At 33.5% G+C, this 23562-nt stretch carries 24 protein-coding genes; 1 reads left to right on the forward strand and 23 read right to left on the reverse strand.

The genetic code is table 11. The annotated features are described in order from the left end of the window. The 20 genes from NQQ59_RS02215 to NQQ59_RS02310 form a co-directional block, all read right to left on the reverse strand. A complete protein-coding gene (locus NQQ59_RS02215) occupies window positions 1–765 on the reverse strand; it encodes a polysaccharide biosynthesis/export family protein (RefSeq protein WP_144213199.1) in 765 nt (254 codons plus the stop codon). 72 nt (window positions 766–837) lie between these two features. Then, window positions 838–1038, reverse strand: a complete 201-nt coding sequence (locus NQQ59_RS02220; protein ID WP_144213201.1) for a hypothetical protein — start codon at window positions 1036–1038, stop codon at window positions 838–840. Between the two features lie 17 nt (window positions 1039–1055). Next, on the reverse strand, window positions 1056–2456 hold the full coding sequence (locus NQQ59_RS02225) for an exopolysaccharide biosynthesis polyprenyl glycosylphosphotransferase (RefSeq protein WP_144213203.1): 1401 nt from the start codon (window positions 2454–2456) through the stop codon (window positions 1056–1058). Continuing rightward, window positions 2449–2895: a VanZ family protein gene (locus NQQ59_RS02230; protein ID WP_144213205.1), complete on the reverse strand. Its 447-nt coding sequence runs from the start codon at window positions 2893–2895 to the stop codon at window positions 2449–2451. Before NQQ59_RS02230 ends, NQQ59_RS02225 begins: the two co-directional genes overlap by 8 nt. 25 nt (window positions 2896–2920) lie before the next feature. Next, window positions 2921–3664: a glycosyltransferase family 2 protein gene (locus NQQ59_RS02235; protein WP_144213207.1), complete on the reverse strand. Its 744-nt coding sequence runs from the start codon at window positions 3662–3664 to the stop codon at window positions 2921–2923. 209 nt (window positions 3665–3873) lie between these two features. After that, window positions 3874–4422, reverse strand: a complete 549-nt coding sequence (locus tag NQQ59_RS02240) for a WcaF family extracellular polysaccharide biosynthesis acetyltransferase (RefSeq protein WP_144213209.1) — start codon at window positions 4420–4422, stop codon at window positions 3874–3876. Window positions 4423–4433: 11 nt separating this feature from the next. Next, window positions 4434–5519, reverse strand: coding sequence for a glycosyltransferase family 4 protein (locus NQQ59_RS02245; RefSeq protein WP_144213211.1), 1086 nt, complete (start codon window positions 5517–5519; stop codon window positions 4434–4436). 5 nt (window positions 5520–5524) lie between these two features. Then, window positions 5525–6064 carry an acyltransferase gene (locus tag NQQ59_RS02250; protein WP_144213213.1) on the reverse strand — a complete coding sequence of 180 codons (540 nt, stop codon included), beginning with the start codon at window positions 6062–6064 and terminating at the stop codon, window positions 5525–5527. Beyond that, complete coding sequence (locus NQQ59_RS02255) at window positions 6061–7602, reverse strand: lipopolysaccharide biosynthesis protein (RefSeq protein ID WP_144213215.1); 1542 nt, start codon at window positions 7600–7602, stop codon at window positions 6061–6063. The genes NQQ59_RS02250 and NQQ59_RS02255 overlap by 4 nt, the downstream gene beginning before the upstream one ends. Before the next feature lie 25 nt (window positions 7603–7627). Beyond that, on the reverse strand, window positions 7628–8311 hold the full coding sequence (locus tag NQQ59_RS02260; protein WP_144213217.1) for an acyltransferase: 684 nt from the start codon (window positions 8309–8311) through the stop codon (window positions 7628–7630). Then, entirely contained in the window at window positions 8308–9435 is a 1128-nt protein-coding gene (locus NQQ59_RS02265) for a glycosyltransferase family 4 protein (protein WP_144213219.1), read from the reverse strand. The genes NQQ59_RS02260 and NQQ59_RS02265 overlap by 4 nt, the downstream gene beginning before the upstream one ends. Window positions 9436–9437: 2 nt before the next feature. Continuing rightward, on the reverse strand, window positions 9438–10727 hold the full coding sequence (locus NQQ59_RS02270) for a glycosyltransferase (RefSeq protein ID WP_144213221.1): 1290 nt from the start codon (window positions 10725–10727) through the stop codon (window positions 9438–9440). A 4-nt stretch (window positions 10728–10731) separates the two neighbouring features. Then, a complete protein-coding gene (locus tag NQQ59_RS02275) occupies window positions 10732–12222 on the reverse strand; it encodes a hypothetical protein (RefSeq protein ID WP_144213223.1) in 1491 nt (496 codons plus the stop codon). A gap of 1 nt (window position 12223) precedes the next feature. After that, window positions 12224–13354 carry a glycosyltransferase gene (locus tag NQQ59_RS02280; protein WP_144213225.1) on the reverse strand — a complete coding sequence of 377 codons (1131 nt, stop codon included), beginning with the start codon at window positions 13352–13354 and terminating at the stop codon, window positions 12224–12226. An 89-nt stretch (window positions 13355–13443) separates the two neighbouring features. Next, window positions 13444–14175: a sensor histidine kinase gene (locus NQQ59_RS02285; protein WP_144213228.1), complete on the reverse strand. Its 732-nt coding sequence runs from the start codon at window positions 14173–14175 to the stop codon at window positions 13444–13446. 41 nt (window positions 14176–14216) lie between these two features. After that, window positions 14217–14594: a hypothetical protein gene (locus NQQ59_RS02290; protein WP_144213230.1), complete on the reverse strand. Its 378-nt coding sequence runs from the start codon at window positions 14592–14594 to the stop codon at window positions 14217–14219. Between the two features lie 155 nt (window positions 14595–14749). Beyond that, window positions 14750–15706 carry a GDP-L-fucose synthase family protein gene (locus NQQ59_RS02295; protein WP_144219732.1) on the reverse strand — a complete coding sequence of 319 codons (957 nt, stop codon included), beginning with the start codon at window positions 15704–15706 and terminating at the stop codon, window positions 14750–14752. Between the two features lie 7 nt (window positions 15707–15713). Then, window positions 15714–16838 (reverse strand): GDP-mannose 4,6-dehydratase, encoded by a 1125-nt coding sequence (gene gmd / locus NQQ59_RS02300; protein WP_144213231.1) that lies wholly within the window; start codon window positions 16836–16838, stop codon window positions 15714–15716. Between the two features lie 77 nt (window positions 16839–16915). Continuing rightward, complete coding sequence (locus tag NQQ59_RS02305) at window positions 16916–17917, reverse strand: mannose-1-phosphate guanylyltransferase (protein ID WP_144213233.1); 1002 nt, start codon at window positions 17915–17917, stop codon at window positions 16916–16918. Next, window positions 17907–18341: an adenylyltransferase/cytidyltransferase family protein gene (locus tag NQQ59_RS02310; protein WP_144213236.1), complete on the reverse strand. Its 435-nt coding sequence runs from the start codon at window positions 18339–18341 to the stop codon at window positions 17907–17909. Before NQQ59_RS02310 ends, NQQ59_RS02305 begins: the two co-directional genes overlap by 11 nt. 559 nt (window positions 18342–18900) lie before the next feature. On the opposite strand from NQQ59_RS02310, the gene NQQ59_RS02315 reads away from it, so the two are divergent. Then, window positions 18901–20292: a nucleotide sugar dehydrogenase gene (locus NQQ59_RS02315; protein ID WP_144213238.1), complete on the forward strand. Its 1392-nt coding sequence runs from the start codon at window positions 18901–18903 to the stop codon at window positions 20290–20292. Window positions 20293–20330: 38 nt separating this feature from the next. On the opposite strand, the gene NQQ59_RS02320 is transcribed toward NQQ59_RS02315, so the two are convergent. The 3 genes from NQQ59_RS02320 to NQQ59_RS02330 all read right to left on the reverse strand — a co-directional run bounded on the left by NQQ59_RS02320 (window position 20331) and on the right by NQQ59_RS02330 (window position 23449). Continuing rightward, entirely contained in the window at window positions 20331–20678 is a 348-nt protein-coding gene (locus NQQ59_RS02320) for a helix-turn-helix domain-containing protein (RefSeq protein ID WP_144213240.1), read from the reverse strand. 265 nt (window positions 20679–20943) lie between these two features. After that, a complete protein-coding gene (locus NQQ59_RS02325; RefSeq protein WP_257698121.1) occupies window positions 20944–21444 on the reverse strand; it encodes a response regulator in 501 nt (166 codons plus the stop codon). Further along, the gene (locus NQQ59_RS02330; RefSeq protein ID WP_144213244.1) at window positions 21431–23449 is read right to left on the reverse strand and encodes a PAS domain S-box protein; all 2019 of its coding nucleotides are present in this window, start codon (window positions 23447–23449) and stop codon (window positions 21431–21433) included. The genes NQQ59_RS02325 and NQQ59_RS02330 overlap by 14 nt, the downstream gene beginning before the upstream one ends. Window positions 23450–23562 lie beyond the last annotated feature (113 nt).

The following is a 23562-nucleotide window of genomic DNA, read 5'->3' on the forward strand; positions in this document are numbered from 1 at the left end:
TTATCTTGTAATTAATATTATAGAACTTAGTATTAAGGAAGCAATAGTAAGTATCGTACTCGCATTTCCGATATAACCCGCAGTTTTAACTTTTGCATTATTCGGATTGACAACCAATACATCATTTTGGCGAACCTGATACTCGTCTTTATTCAACCAATTTGCTGTTGTAAGATCAACATGCGTAATGGTTCTTTTTCCGTCTGATTCTCTAATCAGCAGTATATCATCACGTTTTCCGTTAATGGTAAGATCTCCAGCATATCCAAGTGCCTGAGGAACTGAGACTGATTGCTCTAAAAAGGTGTAAGTTCCTGGTGATTTTACCTCGCCTAGAATGGTTACTTTAGCATTAAGAATTCTTACTGCCACTGAAGGATTTATTAAATGTCCACCCTTTTCTAGCTCCGATTTAATTTTTGTTTCTAAATCTTTTACCGATAATCCGGCAGTACTGATTTCTCCTAGAACAGGAAGCACAATCGTTTTCTCGGGAGAAACAAGATAGCCCTGTACTTTTAAAATATCGATTGTACTGCTGACTCCCACAGTGCTTGGAGTCTGGATGTTGTACGGAAGAGCTGTCTCGGGCACCAGAGCACCAATCCTGATGCTAAGGATATCATTTGGTTCGATGGAAACCGCTTTTAAATTTGTTGTAACTGAAGCGTAATCAGCTGAATCCTGAAAATAAATAATATCCTTTTTAGAGGCACAGGAGAAAAATAAAATACTAAAGAGTATTACATAAAATAATCTATTCATTAGATCTTGGTGTAAATTTAAAAATTCAAGGCATTTTGGAATGTACTATCTTTCAAGTACCTAAAAATGAAACTAAAGAGAATCCGTCAATTGTCTGGATTCGTACTGAGTACTTTTCTGTACTTTCATTTTATCATTCAGTTTAGACAATCGGTGCAGCTGTTTTTTCTGCACTTTATCTTTAACATAATATCGGTACAATTCTTTTCCGATAAAAAAACCGGCAATTGAGATTCCTGAAAGAAATCCGGCTGCATAATAAGTCACGTTCATAATTATTTAGTTTTTAGTTAAAAAGCATTTTCATCTCCTTTCAGTGTTAGCACAACTGTAAGAAGGCATATTTTTAAGTCTTTTATCAGACTCCAGTTTTGCAGATATTCAATGTCTGCTTTAACTCTTTTCTTCATGTCAGAGACTTTTTTAGTTTCTCCTCTATGTCCTGAAATTTGTGCTAAACCAGTAATTCCCGGTTTTACAAAATGACGCACCATAAAATCATTAATCTGGCTGTTGTAATCTTCTGTGTGTTTAATCATGTGTGGACGTGGTCCTACTACACTCATGTCTCCTTGCAAAACATTAAAAAACTGTGGAAGTTCGTCTAGACTTGTTCTTCTGATGAACTTTCCTATCGGAGTTACACGCATATCACCTTTCTTAGCCTGAACGCTGTCACTATCTGTATTAACAGCCATACTTCTAAACTTGTAGCAATAAAAAGACTGATTTTTTTTACCTGTTCGAAGTTGTTTGAATAAAACTGGTCCTTTGCTCTGTCTTTTTATAATGATTGCCAGAATTGGATAAAGCCATGACAAAACAAAAGTGATAACCAGAAGACTAAAAACGATATCGAAAACTCGTTTTACAAGTCTGTTATAAGCATTTTGCAACGGTTCATGTCTTGGTCGAATGATGTGAAAATTTTCATAACTGGTACTACTGAAAGAGAACTTAGAAATAGATGAAAGATCTGGTACAAATTTTAATCGGATACAATATCGGTCTGCTAGTTCAAAATACGTATTCAGATCATCAATAAATTCTGTTTTTACGACAATGTATAATTCCTGAATTCCTTTTTCTGAAGCGCTATGTATGATGTTTATAAGCGCATGATTAAAAGAAGCTTTGTCAACTGCCTTGTCTTCATCAGCGTCGTTGATAATACCCAGAAAATTAAAGAAATAAGAGTTGCTTTCTAATTTGGATGCCAACTGAATACTCGTCGGATTAAATCCCCAGATTGCTACCGTAAAAGGCTTTTTGACCCAGCTTTTGATATTATTTAAGACATAAGTAAATCCAATTCTTGATAGTAGAAGATAAAAAAGCAGAAAACTAAATTGTAACGTACTGGCATCTACACTCATCTGATATCTCTTTAATCCCTGAAAAAGTACAATGCAACTCTGCCAGAACAGAAACTGACATAAAAACACACGCCAACTACTGCGATAAAAAGCGGGCAAACTAAACACTGTATCTAGTCTGTATAAATTAAAATATAAAACTGCCAATATCCATCCAGCTGCAGCAATAAGATAACTGCTTGTGGCAAAAGTCGAAGTCCATTCTACATTAGCATTGGCTGCAAAATGTAAAAAGAAAAATACACTGGCAACTACTGCACAGAAATCAGCTGCCATACTGCAAAAAATAAAAGTAAATTTATGTCTGTTACGCATTTTTATTAAATAAATAATGATTTAACTTCTTGAATACTAAAGCACAGGCGCCACCGAAAATTCCTCCGGCTATTCCAAAAAAGATATCCATTGTATCAGGATGTCTGTCTGATATAAAAAACTGTCCTGCTTCTGCAGCGCATACAATAACTGCACAGATAAGAACAGTCTGCAGATGTACAAAAATGATTTTATTGTATGGCTCATCTGTAAAAGATTCCAGCAGGACTTCACATAAAAATCCTAAGATTACAAATGGAACTGCCGTACGAAAATTCAAATATTCATTAGTCCAGTCTACGATAATCTGTGGCAAATAAGTTTCTGTACCAAGATTGGAAGACGGAAGCCAGGAATAATAAAAAACACCAGCTGTACATATTAAAAACATTACTATAGTAAACACTCTACTATTGTTTTTACAATTACTACTACTCATTAAAGGGGGATTTTGTATAAAAAAATTAGTCTAAGTACTGTTTCAATGCTCTGAGCTTTTTTCGGAATACAGCTCTAAAAGCAGGAAGACCGTGATAACTGTAAATACGGTAATCTTCATAAAGAACTTCAAGCGCACGGCTTCTCGATGTGCTCAATCCGCCCATTCTCATTTTTACCATGTAAGTGTTCAGATAAGCCAGATTGATTTTGCTTTTAAATAAATAGCGCAATAAAAATTCAGTATCAGAAGCTATTTTAAAGTCAAGATTATAATAGCCTAGTTTTTCTATTACTTCTTTTTTAAGATAAACCGTTGGATGCAAAGGCAGCCAGCCCGATTTTAATTTTTTGTAATTGTATTCTCCTCCTATTCTGTCACGTACAATTTTTTCCTCTGCATCGTTGGTTACATAAACTCCGTCGCCATAAATTCCATCATAAGAAGGCGATTTTTGAAAAACTTCTACAATTTTTGAAACCACTTTATGATCATAAAATTCATCATCTGAATGCATGAGTCCGATAATTTCTCCAGTTGCCATTTTCAGGCCTTTATTAATGGCATCATACATTCCTTTATCTGGTTCAGACAAGAATTTGTTTATTTTTCCTTCATAGGATTGAAGAATTTGCTTGGTACCGTCTGTTGAATTTCCATCAATAACAATATATTCAATGTCAGGATAATCCTGTGATAAGACGCTCTCCACGGCGTTTGCAATGGTTTCTTTTCTATTATAGCAAATAGTAATGATAGAAACTTTCATGATTGTGTTTTTAGTTAATTAGAAAATTTGAAATAAGAAAGGCTGCGCCACAACTTATTTGTGCCGAAAAAAATCTTTTTGAATAGTAGAAATGGAGCGTATTGTTTTATCTATTCACTGAGTCTAAAAAACTAGTGTCATGTACCTGAGTAGATTATTTTTTAATTTTATAAAGTGATTATTATCTTTCGAAATAGTAGCAACAAAGTTTACCAGCGTTCTTTTACCAATTGAAGCGGATTACCACTAAAAACTCCGTTTTCAGGTAATGATTTGGTCACTACCGATCCTACGGAAACAATGGTATTGATACCTATTTTTACGTTAGGACCAACAAAAGAAGATGCGCCTACCCAACTTCCGTCTTCGAGTACTATTACTCCGTTTCTGTAAGGCATTGTAGGATCTTTATAATCATGATTTCCGCCACAAACAAAAACTTTTTGGCTGATACAGACGTTATTTCCTATGGTAAGTAATTCAAAATTTAAAAGGAATACTTCTTCGCCAATCCAGCAATTGTCTCCTACAATTAATTTCCATGGAAAATGAATATTAACTCTGGGTTTTATTACGAGTCCCTTCCCTACTTTTGCTCCAAAAGCTTTCAATAAAAACACTTTGAATTTTGATGGATAAGGAATAGCCGAAAGAAAGAATACCACTTTTGTTACGTACCATAGCATCTCTTTTGCTTTAGATGCTCCTCTGTCGAGACCGATCTCTGAATCAAATAAATCTAAACGGACTTTTTTCATAATAATTGAAATTAAATATGTTTAATAACTTTAAAAACTTTTTCTGCAAACTGAGATTCTGTGAAGTAAGATTGAACATATTCTCTGTTTATATTGCTGTACTGATCCACACATTGTTCTAATTTTTCATTAATTTGAAGCAGTGTACTGCAGATGCATTCGGGACTTTTTGCAGGAACGAAAAAACCATTCTCTGTACTGACGATGTCCGGAATTCCTGAAAACTTGGTTGTCACAATAATATTCCCAGTGGCCATAGCTTCGATAAGAGAAATTGGTTGCCCTTCCATACGGTAGTAAGTGGGTAGAACAAAGACATTAGATTTTTGGAGCAGATCAATTTTAGGTTGCCCTGATACAACACCGTGATATTGGATAAAACCTTGCAGTTCTTTAAATTTATCATTTATAATCTGCTCAGATTCGTCTTCAATTTTACCTGCTATATCTGCTTCAAAAACAACTCCTTTATCTTTTAATAAAATAAGGCAATCCAAAAAATCAATGATCCCTTTTTCTTCCATCAGATTGCTCAAATAAAGTAGTCTGAGCATGTCTTTCGGTTTAGCATCTTCATTTTTTTGAACCAAATCATCCTGTGCAAAATTTTCGGCTTTGAAAACTTTTTTAGCTGGTAGAAGTCCTTCAAAATTGTTTCGCAAAGAATCTGAAAGCACTATTCCTGCTGCTGCTTTTTTGATGTAATAAGAAAAAAGTCTCTTCTTAAGTCCTTTCAACGATTTGTATTCATTCCCCAGATGATTTCCATGAACATGAATTATATAAGGTCTGTTTTTTAATAGACAGTACACATAAAAAGGCATGTATTTTACGATCCCGAAAAAGGTTTGTCCTGGAGTAGTATACACAATATCAGATTTCGAAATAGTGGATAATTCTTTGTAAACCTTTAAAAATGAAAACACTTTACTGAATGAAAAATTTCCAACATTTTCAGAAGATATATTTTTTGAACTCGTATTTATGGTCTGAACTGAAATCTCATTTTTCAGGTTTAACTGTTTCAAAAGAATCTCATTAGCTAAAGAACAACCGTTAATAGGTTTTGGAAAAGGGCCAATAATAAGTAGTTTCATCTTTTTTATTTTCTATCTTTTTGTACAAATGAATTCGTAGTTTGTTGTTCCCATTTAAGGGCTTTTTCGGTTAGTTTTCCAATAATCTGAGCTGGGTTTCCAATCACAATAGAATCTGAAGGAATGCTGCCTCTTACCACGCTTCCTGCTCCAATCACGACATTATCTTGAATAATTGTTCCCGGCATAATCAAAGCTCCCATCCCGATAAAGACATTTTTTCCGATATGAATTTCTTTCTTGAAAGCAAAATCTGTTTCTGGCATTTTTCCCAATGCAATAAGACCAGTCGTTAGAGAATAATCATGTGTCAGCAGTATTACTTTTTCTGAAATCACAACACGTTCTGATAAGTAAATTTTATTAAAATCATCAAACCTTACCTGAGTCGAAATATAACGTGGCATACCATTCATATGAACTCCAGCCAGTTTTAGAATGAAATTGTATCCCTTCATATACAATCTAGGCATTCTACCATCAAAAGGTTTTAAAAATATTTTACCAATATGAAATGCCAATTTTACAAATAGCCTTTTGATCATAATTTTTTATTTATAATATTTTGTATTAAACCAGCAGTATATCGAAGTTCGCTTGTCCTGAAATAGAACAGCATAATAATGATGTTCGGAATTATAAGAGCTGTTATTCCCTTTCCGATAAAACCTAAAAAGTTATCCGAAAAGAAGGACTGCAAACCAGTTACTATTCCATAACAAATAATCAGAACTGCTGTATATTTAATAAGGGTTATATAGTATTGTGTTACTTTTTTTTGAAAACCGTATTTAAAAACCACATAAGGTTCCCACCAAATATTGGTTGTGAGATTGCTGATTATGGTAGCTGTAATAACAGATTCTATTCCCCATTTTAAAACCAACAGGAAATAAAATGAAAATGATAAATTGATGACTGCCTCAAATAAAGATTTCCATTTAATGGGCCAAAACAAACCTTTGGCATCTATAAAGATTTGAGAAGTCATTCTCATACGATCCAGATAGAAATTAAAGGTGATTAAAAGTGTAATTACTGCCGAAAAAACATATTCTTTACCCCAAATCAGACTGATAAAAGGATTGACCAATGTGCTTAAAGCTGTAAAACAACAAATAGCAAAATAAGCATTGATAAAGAAGAGCTTTTTAAAAAATTGATGTGCCTCTTCATTTGACTTTTGTGCAGCGAAATTCCCAACACTTGCCGTTACAGGCAACATAATCTGCATAAAAACAATTCTTATGGTATTGGTCAGCAATAAATAATTAGAATAAATTCCCATTACTATAATTCCGGCAAATTTGGAAATCAGTAAATCATCTACTCCAGTTATTACAACAGAACCTAACTTACTGAATGACATGGCAAATACATTTTTTTTTAATGCATCTTTATCAATTTTGTCAATTTTCTTGTCCTTGTGTGAAGCCAGAAATGGAAATAATCGATCTGCTTTTTTTGAAATAAAATAGTTTCCTAAAAAAGTACAGACAATCTGAATAATCAAAAAACTTAAAAAGTCACGAAATACCAGTAATGCAATGATCTGTAAACTTCCTTTTAGTAAATTGAAATAAAGCTGGTTTAAAGAATCAATATGCCCGTTCTGACTCGCTATAATCAACGATCTCTTGTAATTAAAGAAGTAACTTACTGAAGTATTTAAAAGATACAACAGATAAATTATCCATAAAGCAGGCAATTCTTTGGGCAGTTCTGATACATCACTTATAAAAAAATCTAAAAATGGAATCAGAATCAGACCAGCCAGAAAAATAAAAGTACCAATCCCTTCGTACACTTTGGCGTAATAATTCATCAGTTTGGCAACCTTGATTTCGTCATTTACTGCCAGTGGCGAATACATGGCATATATAACTGCTGTTCCAAAACCTATTTCTGCAAAGGACAGTACAGAAAGTATATTGGTAAATAATCCATTAATACCTAAATAGGCTGCTCCTAAAGTTTTTATAAAAATGGTTCGTACCGCAAAATTTAAAACAATCGTTGCTAGTTGTCCTATTAAAGCTGCCGCAGAATTCTTTATGGAACTGCGGGTTCTGTTTGTTGTCATTAAAAACTAAAATTTTAAAATCATATTACTTCTCCCAATGGATATCTCTCTTCACCATTACTGCCGGAACGCCGCCAATGATTATATTGGGCTCGAAGAAAGATCTTGTTACGATTGATCCCAAAGCAATAATACTATCATCTCCTATCGTAACTCCTTTAAGAATGAATGAATAACTGGCAATCCAGACATGGTTGCCTATCTTAATGGGTTTGTTTTGATTAATCACTTTATTCTCTTGATTATAAACAACATGACCATCTCCATCTCGGATGTGAATATCCCAGCCAGCGAGTATATTTTTACCAAAAGTTATGGAAGTATTACTTGCGCAAAAGAAATTCTGATTTGCCGTAAAATTTTCACCAAAAATTATTTTTCCTTCATTATCGGCTCTTAGAGAAACTCCTCGGGCAAAATGTGCTTTTCCTTCAAAAATAACTTTACATTGTTTTTTGATGATCCAGTAGCTAAAGCGGTTGCATTCGTTTCCTTCAGCTCCTTCACCCCAGCCCAGCTTAATCATTCCAAATTTTGCTTTTGAATTTAATACGACTGTATTTCTATGCAACGAGCATAATTTAGTTCTATAATCGACCAGTATCGGAAGCTTAAAGGCTGTTTTGGGTTCAAACAAACAGAAATTGAAATAAATGGTTTTTGGTAAGCTTAAACTTAAGCGAATTATCTTTTTTATTAAATGGATCATAATTGCTTGTTTACCGTATTACATAATTTAATTATGGCTTCTCCTGCGTTAGTCCAGCTGTATTGTTTAGCATTTTTATATCCTGCTTCTATCAACTCATTTCTAAATTGCTCATCAAGAATAATACGTTCCATTGCCGCTGTAGTTTCTTCAATCTTAAATGGATCTACCAAAACAGCAGCATTTCCGGCAACTTCAGGCATAGAAGAAATATTCGAAGTAATTACTGGAGTTCCTGCTGCCATAGCTTCTATAATGGGAAGTCCAAAACCTTCATAAGATGAAATAAAAGCCATTGCTAAAGCCAATTTATAGAGAGCTGGTTTGTCTTCTTCGTCAATGTAGGGAGTAAAAAAAACCTGCTTTTCTATGTGAAGATCTACTGCGAGTTTCTTTAATTCTTCATTTCCCTGAGTGATAACAAGTCTGACTTCTTCTCTAATATCATCAGAAAGCAAAGCATAAGCGCGAATCAGATTGTCAACATTTTTGTGTTTTCTGATGCCGCCTAAATAAACCACAAACTTATCTGGAAGCTGATATTTTTTGCTTATTTCCTTAAGCTTTTCGTCTTTTATTTGTTTGTTGTAAACCTTAAAATCAACTCCGTTGGGTACTACAAAAATTTTGTTTTTATCATATAAAAACTCCGAAAGAATGTCTTTTTTAGATGCTTCTGAAATGGTAATCAAATAATCAGAATGTTTGATTGCATAAGCAATATCATTATGATAATCTGATTGAATGCTGTTGTTTTCTGTTGTTGTTCGTAAAGGAATTAAATCATGAATAGTTGTAATTACAAGCCCCTCGTAACGAACTCTTGGTATTTTATAAGTCAGGAACAAATTTATAGGCGCCGAACTTGCCGCCATGGCGTGGTAATAAAAAGGCAAAGGATTTTTTAATAATCTTGAATAAACCGCTTTAGCAGGAATTCTTGAATATTTTACAGGAAATGGAAATCGTGCCAAATCCTTTTCTTTTACACCTCTAACAAAATTAAAACAACCCGAAATGCTATATGATTTATGCCGATTTAATTGCTCTATTAACTTATTGGCAAAAAGTGCAATTCCTGAACCTTGATTGTTTACTGGCTGAAGGTTTACATTTATTTTCATGATTAGATTGCTGGTTTAAGCTGCTGATAAAATTTTTCATAGTTTGCTGCTGCATTGCATCGTTCTTCCCAGATTTTTCTTGAATTCACGCACATTTCATCGAATTGTCTTGCTTCCATTGAAGCTATTTTAGAAAGAATATCAACCAGTTCTTGAATAGCAAAATCTTTATCCAATAAAAAGCCATTTACATCATTTTCAACAATCTCAGCAGTTCCTCCTACATTGGTGGCTATTATTATTTTACCAAAAGACATAGCTTCCATAATAGAAACTGGTACTCCTTCATTTTCGCTTACGTTGATAAAAACATCATAAGGTTTAACAGCATAATGCTCAAGCACTTTTTCATTGCTGTAAGCTCCCATTAAGGTGACAGAAACCAAAGGATTATTGAGTTGTGCTACTTTGTTTTTGATCATTTCAAATTCTTCTCCATCTCCGTAATGCACCCATTCTGTTTGAACTGAAAGCTTTGAAACAGCTTCAAGAATAGCAGATACTCTTTTAACGGGTCTCATCCAGGAACACGATACTATACGAAGTGTTTCGCTTTTAGGAAAGATCTTTACTCCTTTATCCAAACAGCCTAATCGTGATAATTTTAATTTTTCACTGTATCTCGGATACCAATTTTTCAGATATGTTATCCCGTCTTTTGAAATCGAATGCACCTCATTCATATTCGATAAAATATACCTTCTCATAGGCAAATAAAGACCTGCATCGGCATATTCATAAAGATCAAATCGATGGCATCGTGTTATTTCTTTTTCAATATGAATGCTATTTTGAAACCTCTTTTTTAATTCAATAATGACAAAAGCACTGATATGCATCCAATAGGAATACAAGGTGATATCGCAATCTTTATACTTTTCTTTTAAAATACGATCCAGAGTATTTAAAGTGTTATGTGCAATAAACAGAAAAAGAAACAGTTGTTTGATATTTCTAAGTGTAAATCTGCCAGTACGTGCCAAAAGCCGTAATTCTTTATACAATTTTAAATCGGTAAGAGTCTGCAAAAGAAGCTTTGGAATTGCCTGCCAGCTTTTATAAGAAAAGGCACTGTTATAAAATGTAACGTGCTCTTTTGGCTTTTTATAAATAATATCCTGAGCTGTTTTGGGTCCGTTTACCAAAATTGGAAAACAGATGATTTCATCAAAACCTACTGCATATTCCAATTCATTAGACAAAAAATCCTCCGATTTTCCATAAGGAAACTGCGTATTTACTACAAGGAGCACTTTTCTTTTTATATTATCTGTATGGCTTGTATTTTTCATTTTTTTAAACTGCAGCTCCTCCTGCTGATGTATAATTCAGGCTTACTCTTGTGAAACTATTGACTTTTCTATATTGATTAATTTTTGAAATTCCCATACGATTTACCCATAAGACAAACCAGTAAAAAAGAATGTATTTACTCCAGCAGAAAATAATAGTCTGAAGACAATAGCAATGTACCAGTCCCATAAGAATGGACATCCAGATATACATATACTTGTAATACAGATCTTTCGCAACTTTAGAAGCTGCTTCCATTCTGACTAACAGCATAATCATTACATAATTTCCCAAAATTAGAACTGGCCAACCTAGCATATTGCCACCAATAATTAAAAAACCACCAGACAACGACAACATTTGTCCTCTGTCATCTCTTTGTTTTAATGAATCTTTAAAAATATCAGAGGAAGAACGTAGCTCTTTTAGACTATTAGAAAGCGTTTTAAATCCAGGAAGATCCGATAAACCTGAAAGACCGTCTGAAAAATCTTTAATCAGAGCTTCATTAGACTTCACCGAACTCAAACCGATTGACGCCTGATAAGAACGTGCAACTGTCCAAAGACCGTTGGTATATTCTTCTATAAAATTAGACGTTACTGCATTAGAATCCTGCGTTTCAAAAGTTCCTGCATTATCCTCAGCAAACTGTTTATTCATATAAGACAACACCATAATGATGATGGCAAAAGGCAACAAAACAGCCAATATTCTGGTCTTTAACTTCGGATAACTTACAATCAAAATGGTTATTGTAGCAATTGCTGTTTCATAAATCAACGAACGGTTACTTCCGAAATAGGATATAAAATTGAAAATAGCAGCGGCAACTCCCAAACTGAAATAGAACTGAAAACCTGCTGTATTTCTGCTGTATTTCTTGGCTTCTGCAAGCAGTAATATGAAAACAAAAATCTTTAAACTGTTAAAAATAGTCGCATCAAATACCACAGCAACCTTTGAAACTGATTCTTTCAATGCCAATATATTAAGTCCAGGTATCCAAGAATTTAAACGAACTAAAAGAAATAAAAAATATACCATCAGTATTCTTTTTCCATAAGAATTAAGCGGTAACTGTTGACGTGAAATATCTCTCTTCTGATACTTTTTTATATAAAAAGGAAACCATCTTTTTATGACCATACAGGCAATAAAAAGTTCAACTGCATAAATAAAAATAGCCGTTTCGTATGAAGCTGCTTTGGCTTCTGGCATCCTGAAATTTAATTTTCCTTCTGAAAGCGTAATTAAAAAAGGTTGAATAATATATCGAACAAAAACAATACTGTAATAAATTTTCAAACCTATTCCCTCTTTATGATAACGCAGTATGGTATTGCCGTAAATAGATACACAAACGGTAAAAATCAAAGGAATCAAAAACAGTAACTCAAGACCATTTCGCGGAACCGGCTGGTGATAGATATAATAGCTGTCTACTATACCTAACAGAGCCAATGCAATTGTAATATAATTAAGATTCTTCAAACTAAACCTCTGCGTTAAAATATTCTATAACTCCCTGAAGCGTAACAAACATATCACATCTTTTTTGTGAAGCAGAGCGGATTTTTTCTCCAATAATCACAGCTGTATTCTGGTACATTTTTTTGTAAAATGCAATAACTTCTTCTATGACAACAGGAGTTTCATCTGCACTAATCTGATGAACATATTTTGCATTATCCTGATTCGAAAAGGCATCTACAGCATACGAAGAAATCATAGGCAAACCTTTAGCAGCATATTCTTTTGATTTTATCGTACTTTCTGTTTTTAATCCAATTCGGTGAATGGCAATCGAGTTAACGGCAATATCTGCTTTCTCATACAGAGCATCCAGATCATTACCACTTTTGAAGCCGTAAAATATCACATGCTTTTCCAGACCATATTGCTCCACAAGTGCTTTGTATTTAATGATTTCGTCACCTTCTCCAACCAAATGGTAGACAATATTCACATTACCTCCATTTTGGTAATATGTTTTAATTCCTTCTATCAATCGGTCATAACCGTGACAGCTCATCGTAAGCGATACCGAAATCAAATGTATTTCGTTTTCATTGTAGACTTTCTGCTGTACAGGAATTACATTTTCGTAGATAATACCATTCATTGTATTTATCGTATTGATACCAAAAATCTTCTTATCATTTGAATAAGTGACAATTCGACCTGCATAAAGTCTCAATAGAAAATTAGACGAAGCATCCATTGCATAGCGTAGCTTTCCTCCTTTCCACTTCAAAAGCTCATGTCTGTAAGGAAAAGTCGGAATTTCGATGGCAATCTTTCTTGCTTTTCTTTTTAATATTCTAAGAGAGTTCAGAAACAAAAAATCGCAAAGATGATATCTGGTATAAATAAAACTATAATTATTAACGGATAGTTTTTCATTAATGAATGAATACATTTTAAGTCTTCTGTTTGCTTTATCCAGTGGTATGGTTTCAAAAAAATCGTTATTAATATAATAAAGACAATCAGGACCATAAGACAACAGCGTCACATTATAAGATTTAGTAAAAACCTTGTATTGATTTAGTATTTTTTTTGACACTCCATTCAATTTTTCAAAATCAATTATCACCGGTGCGATATACAATAATTGCTTCATTTCTTTCTAAAAGTATTATTTTTAATAAATGTTGAGTGTATGTTTAAATTTCTTAAAAACCTTATTTTAAAACCAATAAACTACTTTATTTAATTCTCGTCTTTAAAGTTTTTTAATTCTAAAATGAAGCAGGTTCCTTTACCTTGAACAGATTTTACCTGAACTGTTCCTCCTAAAATTTCAACCGTTTGCTTTACAATATAAAGTCCAATTCCGTAACCTTCGATAGTATTTGAAGCTCTGAAAAACTGATCAAATATTTTCTCCTGATACGCTGTTGCAATACCAATTCCGTTATCTGAAACTTTAAGTTGAAGTCTATCATTCTCTAAATAACCTTCTACAACTATCTCCTTTTCAAGACTAACATTATTATGATATTTGACCGCATTGGCTATTAAATTTTCTAATAAGGTATTCAGTCTGAATTTATCCGAAAAGAAAGCTTCTTTTTGCTGAATGTTAATCTCAAAACGAATTCCCAATGTTTTCATCTCATGCGAGAAAATTTCAGCCGCTTCTCTAACCGTTTCTTCAATCGAAATAGAGCTGATCTGTAGTTCTGAAGCGCTATTTTTAGAATTTTTAAGATTATTGCGAATGGTCTGGTCAAGATGAAATACTCGGTTTTTGACCATTCTGATATATTCGAGCGTACTCTCTTCTTTTGTTTCTTCTTCTATTAAAGAAACCAGTGTTTTTAGGGCATTTACTGGCGAAAGCAAATCATGTGATACTCTGAAAGCAAAACTTTCCAGATTTTTATTCAAAGTTTTTAAATCACTTACTCTGCTCCTTTTTCCCTCATTTAGAATTCTCATTTTACTTAATTTTATACTAAAATCTGAAGTTGTAACATTCTTTATCTACAAACTGGATGTGAAGCGTCAACATTAAATTTTTCCTCAAAATAAACACGGAGATCATTTCTGAAGCCTCTTTTTGTGTCTAAGCACTCTAAAACCTCAATATTTTGAATGTTTATAAACTTGTTAAGGAACTGCGGACAATGATTACACACCAATAAAGGAATTCCGAATGAATTGACTCTCAGCAGATCTATCAAATCATTTTCTTCATAAAAAACAAAAACGATTAAAGATAGATCACTGGTCATTTCATGTCCATAAAGAATATCTGTTTTATGACCTGCTTCAAAATTGATATCCTTAAACTCATATTTCAAAAATCTCGAGAAATAATGAAATTTATCATATACCATTACTTTGTTCTCATCCATAACTTTTTATTTTTAAATTAAAACTATATTGAATATTCGTTTGTATAAAATAATTGGGAGCTGAAAATATAAAATGGGGCTGCTAAACTATATTTCTAATTCTTTATCTGACTTTGGTTTAAGGCAAGACTTTACTTCTATGAAAACACTACAGATTACGAGCCGATAGAAACTTCTTTGAGGTTTTCAGTATTGGCCAGAAACCATTTGTATGTAGCTTCAATACCTTCTTTAAGATCAACTTGTTGTTTCCATCCTAATTCTTGCATTTTAGAACTGTCCATCAGTTTTCGTGGTGTTCCGTCAGGCATTGTGGTATCCCAAATAATTTCTCCCTCGTGTCCTACGGCGCTTTGAATTAGGACTGCCAGTTCTTTAATACTTAAATCTTTTCCTGATCCAACGTTGTATAAATAATCTGGCAGCTTGTTTTCTAAAGCAAACACAACAGCCTGAGCCATATCATCTACATGAAGAAATTCTCTCATGGGTGTTCCTGTTCCCCAAAGAATTACATCGCTATGATTATTCTCTTTGGCTTCATGAAATTTTCTGATCATAGCAGGCAGAACATGTGAGCTTTTTAAATCAAAATTATCATGAATGCCGTATAAATTGGTAGGCATTAAACTCACATAATCTTTAGCAAATTGTTTGCGAACTGCTTCACAAGCTTTAATTCCTGAAATTTTTGCTAAAGCATACCATTCATTGGTTGATTCTAACGGAGCCGTCAATAAATAATCTTCTCGAAGCGGTTGAGGCGCCATTTTAGGATAAATACAAGAACTTCCTAAAAAAATAAATTTCTCTATTCCGGTCTTTAAAGCTGTATCAATCAGATTATTCTGGATTTGCATGTTTTCCATAATAAACTGATACGGATAATTATTGTTTGCCAAAATCCCTCCTACTTTTGCTGCCGCATCAATTACAGCCTGTGGTTTTTCTTTTTCAAAAAATGCCTGAACTGCTTTCTGATCTCTCAAATCCAATTCTTTACTGGATTGACCGATTAGATTATGAAAGCCTTGGTTTTCCAATGCTCTCCAGACTGCAGAACCAACCATACCTTTATGTCCCGCAATGTATATTTTAGCTGATTTCTCTATTCTCATTTTACTCGTAATAATTCATTGTCTGATATCCTGCTTCTTCCAAATGATGGTCTTTCTGCATTACTTTTATATCCGACTGCATCATATCGTTTATCAAATCCTGAAGATCGTATTCTGGTACCCAGCCTAATTTGGTATTTGCTTTTGTAGCATCTCCAATTAACAATTCTACTTCTGTCGGACGGAAATAACGAGGATTCACTGCCAAAACTTCTTTACCTGTTTCAATTTGAAAATCAGGATTATGGCAGGCTACCACAAAAGCTTTTTCTTCTACACCAGTTCCTTTAAACTCAATATCAACACCAACATAAGCAAAGCTCATTCGCACAAAATCACGAACGGTAGTCGTTGTTCCTGTAGCAATTACCCAGTCTTCTGGTTCATCTGCCTGAAGAATCATCCACATCATACGTACATAATCCTTGGCATGTCCCCAATCTCTTTGGGCATCCAGATTTCCTAAATAAAATTTATCCTGTAGTCCTAAAGCAATTCTTGAAACAGCACGTGTAATTTTTCTGGTTACAAATGTTTCACCACGAATAGGAGATTCATGGTTGAATAAAATTCCATTGCAAGCATACATTCCATAAGCCTCTCTATAGTTTACCGTAATCCAGTAAGCATACATTTTAGCCACTGCATAAGGTGATCTCGGATAAAAAGGCGTTTTCTCTGACTGTGGTACTTCTTGCACTTTTCCGTATAATTCAGATGTAGAAGCCTGATAAATACGAGTCTTTTTTTCAAGACCCAAAAGACGCACTGCATCTAAAATTCGTAATGTTCCCAAGCCATCTGCATTACCTGTATATTCAGGTACTTCAAAAGAAACCTGAACATGGCTCATTGCCGCAAGATTGTAAATTTCATCTGGTTGTATTTCCTGAATTAGACGAATTAAATTCGTACTATCTGTCATCTCACCATAATGAAGTATAAAACGTTGGTTGTCTACGTGAGGATCTTGATACAAATGATCGATACGATCGGTATTAAATAAAGAAGAACGTCTTTTAAGTCCGTGAACGATATACCTTTTTTTAAGTAAAAACTCGCTTAAGTATGCGCCGTCTTGTCCCGTAATCCCGGTAATTAAAGCTATTTTTGGTGTGTTAGTCATAATATGATATTATAGAGTTTGGTGGGTATTGTATTTTTTGTTTTTGGATTTTCTGATCTGTCTTAAAAACAGTTCTATTATAATAATGGAGAATTAACCGCTTCTAGTTCCTGATAAACTTGTTTTACTTCCTGAGAATTTTCTTTTTTTACTACAAGAAAAGCATCAGGAGTATGAACCAGGACACAATTTTCCACTCCAATAAAAGAAGTATGTACAGCAGATCCTATGAGAATATTTCCATTTGCATCAGCTTTGTGTCCTTTTTTTACCAAATAATCATAAACTGATTCGAAAGAACCAAGGTCAGACCATTCAAAATGAGCGGGAACAACTTTAATGTCTGCACTTCTTTCCATAACAGCATAATCAATGCTTATAGAAGGAATGTTTAGAGACAATTCAGCATCTAGAAAGCCATCTTTGCTTTCTTCCCAGGCTATCTTTGATGTTCTGTACACTTCGGGTTCCTGACTTTCAAGCTCTGCCAGAAACTTAGCTGCTTTGAAACAAAAAAGTCCGCTATTCCAGAAATAGTTTCCATTTTCCAGATAATTTGTTGCTGTTTCTAAATTTGGTTTTTCATGAAATGCAATTACATTTTCACCTTCAAATTCAATATAGCCATAACCCGTTTCCGGTTTAGTCGGCTTTATACCAAAAGTGACCAAATAATCCTGACTAGCAAGTTGAACTGCTTTTTGCAAAGCATCATTATACAAATCATCTCCATCAATTATATGATCGGATGGAGTAATCAGTAAAACATCATTTGGATCTGATGAAAAGGCAGCAAATGCAATTGCAGCAGCCGTATTACGCGGAAGAGCTTCAACGATATGAGTAAAAGGCTTATCGAATTTAGACATAATCACATTACTCATTTTGTAATTTTCGATATTTCCGACTACTATCGTTTGATCAGATATAGTCAAATTACGAGCAACTGTCTTTTCAAAAAGCGACTGTCCTTCAAAAATATCAAGATATTGCTTCGGTAAAGTTTTTCTGGAAAGAGGCCATAATCTGCTTCCGATACCTCCAGTTAAAACAACGTGTGTAACTTTTCTAATTTCCATTCGATTGTACTAAAACTTCTCTTTGATAAACTTCATGACGCAGATTAGTACTAGAAAAACGATGATCTCTGGTATTAAAATACAATTCGATTCCTTTTTCTTCACAATATTTTCTACCAGTAAAATCTCTATCTTTATATTCGTCTCCCAGGATTCGGATATCTAAAGCAAAAGCTTTTAAAATATCTTCCAAATCTTGTTCTGTAGCATAAGGAACGATTTCATCAACAAATTTACAGGCCTTTAACTGTATGTATCTTTCAACAACAGTTTGTGTAGGTTTATTTTTTGTGGGGCGGTCTAAAGTCGGGTCTGTCTGTAGACCAACAATTAAATAATCACAATGCTGTTTTGCTTCTTCAAGCATCTTAACGTGCCCTGCATGCAGCAGGTCAAAAGCACTAAATGTTATTCCTGTTTTCATAGTCGATTGGTTTAAAATATCTAAAAAGTTGTTTTTGGAAACATTTGCTAAAAGGCTTGGAGAGACCATAATTTTAAAAAATGAATAAGGGTTCCCCGTGAATAGTTACATAATAACTATTCAAAAAAAATGGTTTATGTGTTAGAAATCGTAGCAATTAACAATTTCAACAGGCATTAAAAAAATAATGAAAAAACACCTTTTTTTTGTGCCGTTAGAGAATCAAAAATCAAAACTCTATACCAGCAAAATTACTCCAAACCTAGGAGCAAAATCGAAACTGTAAAAGACAATAAAACCAGATTTTGGAACATATAACTCTTAAAAGGATATAGAAAAAACAGCATAAAAATTACTTTTATTCCCTTTAAAATACCGAATCATAATTCCTGTCGGTATTTGGCAATCCAAACAATAGATTCTTCGAAAAAACAAGTCAGTAAGAGTCTTTTCTCAAAAGAAACAAAGGAAAATACACTGTTACCGATTTAAAGCTATCACAGATTAATACACACTAATATCCTTTAATTAGAATGCAAAACACTAAAAACAATAATAAATGAAAATCAATAAAATATGCTGCATCGGCGCCGGATATGTTGGCGGCCCCACTATGGCAGTTATTGCACAAAAATGTCCGAACGTTACAGTTACTGTAGTAGATTTAAATCAGGAACGAATTAATGCCTGGAACGATGAAAATACAGACAACATTCCTATTTTCGAACCTGGTCTGAGTGAAGTTGTCGCAGAAACAAGAGGGAAAAATTTGTTTTTTTCAAGTGATGTAGAAAAAGCGATTGAAGAAGCACAAGTCATTTTTATCTCTGTAAACACACCTACCAAAACCTATGGAAAAGGAAAAGGAATGGCTGCAGATTTAAAATACATTGAATTGTGCGCGAGACAAATCGCTAAAGTGGCAAAAGACAACAAAATTGTGGTCGAAAAATCAACACTTCCTGTGCGAACTGCCGAAGCCATTAAAAGCATTCTTGACAATACTGGTAATGGAGTACAATTTCAGATTTTGTCTAATCCGGAATTTCTGGCTGAAGGTACAGCTGTTTCAGACTTACTAAATCCAGACAGAATCTTGATTGGTGGTGACCAAACTCCTGAAGGCTTAGAAGCAATCAATACACTTGTTGACATTTACGCGAATTGGGTACCGAGAGACAAAATCTTAACTACCAATGTATGGTCATCTGAATTGTCTAAACTGACGGCCAATGCTTTTCTGGCGCAACGCATCTCTTCTATTAATGCTTTATCAGAACTTTGCGAAAAAACAGGTGCAGATATTAATGAAGTTGCAAAAGCTATTGGAATGGACAGTAGAATTGGTCCTAAATTTCTAAAAGCATCTGTAGGTTTTGGAGGTTCTTGTTTTAAAAAGGATATTCTAAACCTGGTTTATATAGCCAAAAGTTACGGTCTGCAACAAACAGCTGATTATTGGGAACAGGTTATTATTATGAATGATCATCAGAAAAAACGATTTGCCGACGGAATAGTAAAAACGCTCTATAACACCGTTGCTGGCAAAAAAATCACTTTCTTAGGTTGGGCTTTCAAAAAAGACACTAATGACACCCGAGAATCTGCTGCTATTTATGCTGCCGATGACTTAATTAGCGAACAGGCTACCGTTTGTGTCTATGATCCAAAAGTAAAAAACAAGAAGATTTTAGCAGATCTGGATGAATTACAAACCAGAACATCTGATAAAAATGCCCAAAGCATCAACTCATTTGAAAACCCATACGAAGCGTGCAAAGACGCACATGCTATAGCTATTCTTACTGAATGGGATGAATTTACCGAATATGACTGGCAGAGAATTTACAACTCTATGCAAAAACCTGCTTTTGTCTTTGACGGAAGAAATATACTGGATAAAACAAAACTGCAAAAAATTGGTTTTGTTTATCAAGGAATTGGTTCTTAATAAAAAAACGCCTCAATAAAATGGGGCGTTTTTTTTTACTACATGTTATTTCTTATTTTTTTCTCATGAAAATCCATTCTAGCAAATCTGCTGTTATCTATTTTCAATGTCTTAACACCAGAATTAATGCTTCCGGATTCCTCTAACTCTTTATTTTCCGCATCATTATTAAAAAAATACGATACATCAAAAAATAACAAATCAGAAATTGAGATTCCAAAAATATCTGCCAACCTTGCTATTTTAGTAATCGAAATATCAATTTCTCCTCTTTCAATTTTACCATATCCACTATAAGTCATTTCCAATTCACCAGCGACAAAATCTCTGGTAAGATTTTTCATTTCTCTGATAGTTCTGATATTCTTAGAAACAATTTTGTTCATAATTTAATTCAATATGTTTGATAATAGGATAATTTTAAAAAGCTTATTTACAGGAACAAATAAATAAAATCACCATGCTAAAAACTAAAATTGTACGTACTGTTTAAAAAAAAATAGCATTGAATTAAAATACTATTGTTAAAGATCTATAATGCAGTACAAAAAATTAGAAAACAGCTTTTTACTTAAGGCTAAATTTCTGGAGAAACGGATCTTAAAAAGAAGAAAAACAATTGTATTTCCCTATTATTGAACCTGATTATTTTTAAGATCGATCAAACCAATTGCAATCTTTTATTCTTCCTGACAGCATTTCAGATGAATAGTTATCTAACGTAGGTGGTCTTTTTTTTTTAGTCGACAAAGATCTGTTCTCCTTGCTTTTATTTTTTTCAATCCCTTCTAATCTTGTAGTAAGAACCAATGTCAATTCATTAATTTTAAAGGGCTTAACCAAAAAACCATCTGCACCATCCATGAGACATTTTTTTATTAAATCTATTTCGTTTTTTGCTGACAAAAAAATGAAAGGAATGTGATTTAAAAATGCATTATTTTTAACGATGTCAAACAATTCAGTACCGTTCATAACAGGCATAACCATATCACATAGAATCAAATCAGGCATCCAGTTTTCCAAAACAGCCAAAGCTTCTTGTCCGTCTGCTGCGGTTCTTACGTCATAATTTTTAAAGACCAAAAGTTCCTTAATAGTCTCGCGTACATTTGGTTCATCATCTATAAGTAGAATTTCAATTTTGCTCATAAGGAAATGTCAATTTAACAGTTGTTCCAAAATTTTCTTTGGTTTTTAACTCTACAGTTCCGTTTAAAAATTCCGTAAATTGTTTTACTATAACAAGTCCCAAGCCAGAGCCAATAATAGAATTAGTATTGGAAGCACGGAAAAATGAAGTAAATAAATTGGGAATATCTTTTTTGGGTATACCTAACCCGTAGTCAACAACCTGTATCTCGATATTATGATCTAAATAGCTAATAATCAATTCAGGGTCTGGTCTGCCTGCAGAGTATTTAAAGGCATTACTGATAACATTTGTTAGTATATGGACAATAAGCGATTCGTCTGTAAAAAAAGTTCTTTTCGCACCTTTTTTTATCACTTTAATCTCAGTCCCCTTGTCATCATTAAAATAGGTTTTGGTTAGCGTTTGAATAAATTCATTAAAATCTATAGGCTGAATTACCTTTTCAATCTTTTTGGCTTCTTGCTTTCCGAACACCAGAATATTATTCATTAATTCAGTCATTCTTTCGACCTCATTTTTTATTCTGGAGACAATAATTTTACAGTCATCAGATAGTTTTTTTTCAGAATGATCTGTTTTGAGTTCTAAAAGTTCTGCGTTGGAATAAATTACAGTTAAAGGTGTTCTAAACTGATGCGAGGCAATCGAAACAAATCGCGATTTTAATTCATTGAACTTTCTTTCTTTCAAAAATGCGGCTTTCATCTCTTTGTCAGCCTTAATCCGTTTGGTGATGTCTCTGCTGGAAGTCTGAAATCCAACAATATTTTTTTCTGAATCCAGCATTACTTTTGTCGATGCTTCCAGCCAGACATAAGTACCGTCTTTTTTCTGGAATCGGAATGTTATGGTTTCGCTTTGATGTGTATTAACCAATGACTGATGATACTGTTTAATACTATTTAAGTCCCTTTTATGAATAAAGTCCCAAGGACATTTCCCGATTAATTCTTCGGGATTGTAGCCAATAATATCTTGTGCTAAACTTGAAAGATAGACCAAACTACCTTCTTTGGAGTATTGACAGATTAAATCTGTGGTATTTTCGGCAATGAACCTAAATTTGGCTTCGGAGAGAACCAATTGCTTTTCTTTTTCAACTAGTTCACTAATGTCCATATAAGTTCCAATAACTTTTTTTGGAATTCCATAACTGTTGTATTTCAGCAGACCAGAATATTTTGCAGGAATTGAATGCCCGTCTTTGTGAATGATTTTTATATTTCCTTCAAAACGATCAATTCTTCCAGCTACAAAAGCTGTAAATTCATCTAAAATAGCTTCCCAGTCTCTGACGGAAAAAATCGTTCTCCAGAAATCAGGATTTTCTTTAATTTCTTCACTAGTATATCCTAAAATCCCAAACCAGTTCAAACTAAAATTTGTTTTTCCTGTCTCTATATCAAATTCCCACATGGCCTGATTAGAACTTGACATAAAATAATTGAATTTCTCAATGGTCCTTTCCAGTTTAGATATAGTGGCAGTCTGGCTGACTCGAAGCCCTAGGCTCTTGGTAATGGTGTGCATGACATAAATTTCCTTCTCACTCCAAATCCGTTCATTTTTGCAATCTTCAAGTCCTAACCATCCCCAGAATAGATTGTCAGAAAAAATGGGCACAAAAAAAAATGATTTGACATCCCGCACCTCCAAAACCTTTTTTAATAACTTATTATCAATATCTTTACCTGTCCCAAACCTTGATCTTTCTCTTGATAAAAAACTATCAAGATCTGAAAAAATAGTATTAAGGCTTCTGCATGCCCCAAAATGGCTTATAAAAGGTTCTATACCGTTATTACACCATTCATAAGCATAGGCATAAGCATAATCAAAACCTACAAGATTGCTATTATTTATATTTTTTAGAATATAACATCTATCAAGGTCATGCTCTAAACCAATATCTCTAATACAAAAATTTAAAGCGTCATCTATTGAGGAACACTCTAATAGATGATTATTGATTTTAGAAACATACGAGAGTAGCTTTTCCATTTCTTCTTATCATTTTTTCAAATAAGAAGCTAAAAGTATTACATTTTATGTTTTTTATTCAAAATAATACTCATAATCTAAAAAATAACCGTAATGATTTAAAATAAATTCAC

It is taken from the genome of Flavobacterium panacis (assembly GCF_024649945.1).
GTDB classification, from domain to species: Bacteria; Bacteroidota; Bacteroidia; order Flavobacteriales; family Flavobacteriaceae; genus Flavobacterium; species Flavobacterium panacis.

What these genes read in the sequence shown, in the direction of transcription:
- NQQ59_RS02215 (WP_144213199.1), bottom strand. Translation starts at nt 765, where the DNA reads ATGAATAGATTATTTTATGTAATACTCTTTAGTATTTTATTTTTCTCC.
- NQQ59_RS02220 (WP_144213201.1), bottom strand. Translation starts at nt 1,038, where the DNA reads ATGAACGTGACTTATTATGCAGCCGGATTTCTTTCAGGAATCTCAATT.
- NQQ59_RS02225 (WP_144213203.1), bottom strand. Translation starts at nt 2,456, where the DNA reads ATGCGTAACAGACATAAATTTACTTTTATTTTTTGCAGTATGGCAGCT.
- NQQ59_RS02230 (WP_144213205.1), bottom strand. Translation starts at nt 2,895, where the DNA reads ATGAGTAGTAGTAATTGTAAAAACAATAGTAGAGTGTTTACTATAGTA.
- NQQ59_RS02235 (WP_144213207.1), bottom strand. Translation starts at nt 3,664, where the DNA reads ATGAAAGTTTCTATCATTACTATTTGCTATAATAGAAAAGAAACCATT.
- NQQ59_RS02240 (WP_144213209.1), bottom strand. Translation starts at nt 4,422, where the DNA reads ATGAAAAAAGTCCGTTTAGATTTATTTGATTCAGAGATCGGTCTCGAC.
- NQQ59_RS02245 (WP_144213211.1), bottom strand. Translation starts at nt 5,519, where the DNA reads ATGAAACTACTTATTATTGGCCCTTTTCCAAAACCTATTAACGGTTGT.
- NQQ59_RS02250 (WP_144213213.1), bottom strand. Translation starts at nt 6,064, where the DNA reads ATGATCAAAAGGCTATTTGTAAAATTGGCATTTCATATTGGTAAAATA.
- NQQ59_RS02255 (WP_144213215.1), bottom strand. Translation starts at nt 7,602, where the DNA reads ATGACAACAAACAGAACCCGCAGTTCCATAAAGAATTCTGCGGCAGCT.
- NQQ59_RS02260 (WP_144213217.1), bottom strand. Translation starts at nt 8,311, where the DNA reads ATGATCCATTTAATAAAAAAGATAATTCGCTTAAGTTTAAGCTTACCA.
- NQQ59_RS02265 (WP_144213219.1), bottom strand. Translation starts at nt 9,435, where the DNA reads ATGAAAATAAATGTAAACCTTCAGCCAGTAAACAATCAAGGTTCAGGA.
- NQQ59_RS02270 (WP_144213221.1), bottom strand. Translation starts at nt 10,727, where the DNA reads ATGAAAAATACAAGCCATACAGATAATATAAAAAGAAAAGTGCTCCTT.
- NQQ59_RS02280 (WP_144213225.1), bottom strand. Translation starts at nt 13,354, where the DNA reads ATGAAGCAATTATTGTATATCGCACCGGTGATAATTGATTTTGAAAAA.
- NQQ59_RS02285 (WP_144213228.1), bottom strand. Translation starts at nt 14,175, where the DNA reads ATGAGAATTCTAAATGAGGGAAAAAGGAGCAGAGTAAGTGATTTAAAA.
- NQQ59_RS02290 (WP_144213230.1), bottom strand. Translation starts at nt 14,594, where the DNA reads ATGGATGAGAACAAAGTAATGGTATATGATAAATTTCATTATTTCTCG.
- gmd (WP_144213231.1), bottom strand. Translation starts at nt 16,838, where the DNA reads ATGACTAACACACCAAAAATAGCTTTAATTACCGGGATTACGGGACAA.
- NQQ59_RS02305 (WP_144213233.1), bottom strand. Translation starts at nt 17,917, where the DNA reads ATGGAAATTAGAAAAGTTACACACGTTGTTTTAACTGGAGGTATCGGA.
- NQQ59_RS02310 (WP_144213236.1), bottom strand. Translation starts at nt 18,341, where the DNA reads ATGAAAACAGGAATAACATTTAGTGCTTTTGACCTGCTGCATGCAGGG.
- NQQ59_RS02315 (WP_144213238.1), top strand. Translation starts at nt 18,901, where the DNA reads ATGAAAATCAATAAAATATGCTGCATCGGCGCCGGATATGTTGGCGGC.
- NQQ59_RS02320 (WP_144213240.1), bottom strand. Translation starts at nt 20,678, where the DNA reads ATGAACAAAATTGTTTCTAAGAATATCAGAACTATCAGAGAAATGAAA.
- NQQ59_RS02325 (WP_257698121.1), bottom strand. Translation starts at nt 21,444, where the DNA reads ATGAGCAAAATTGAAATTCTACTTATAGATGATGAACCAAATGTACGC.
- NQQ59_RS02330 (WP_144213244.1), bottom strand. Translation starts at nt 23,449, where the DNA reads ATGGAAAAGCTACTCTCGTATGTTTCTAAAATCAATAATCATCTATTA.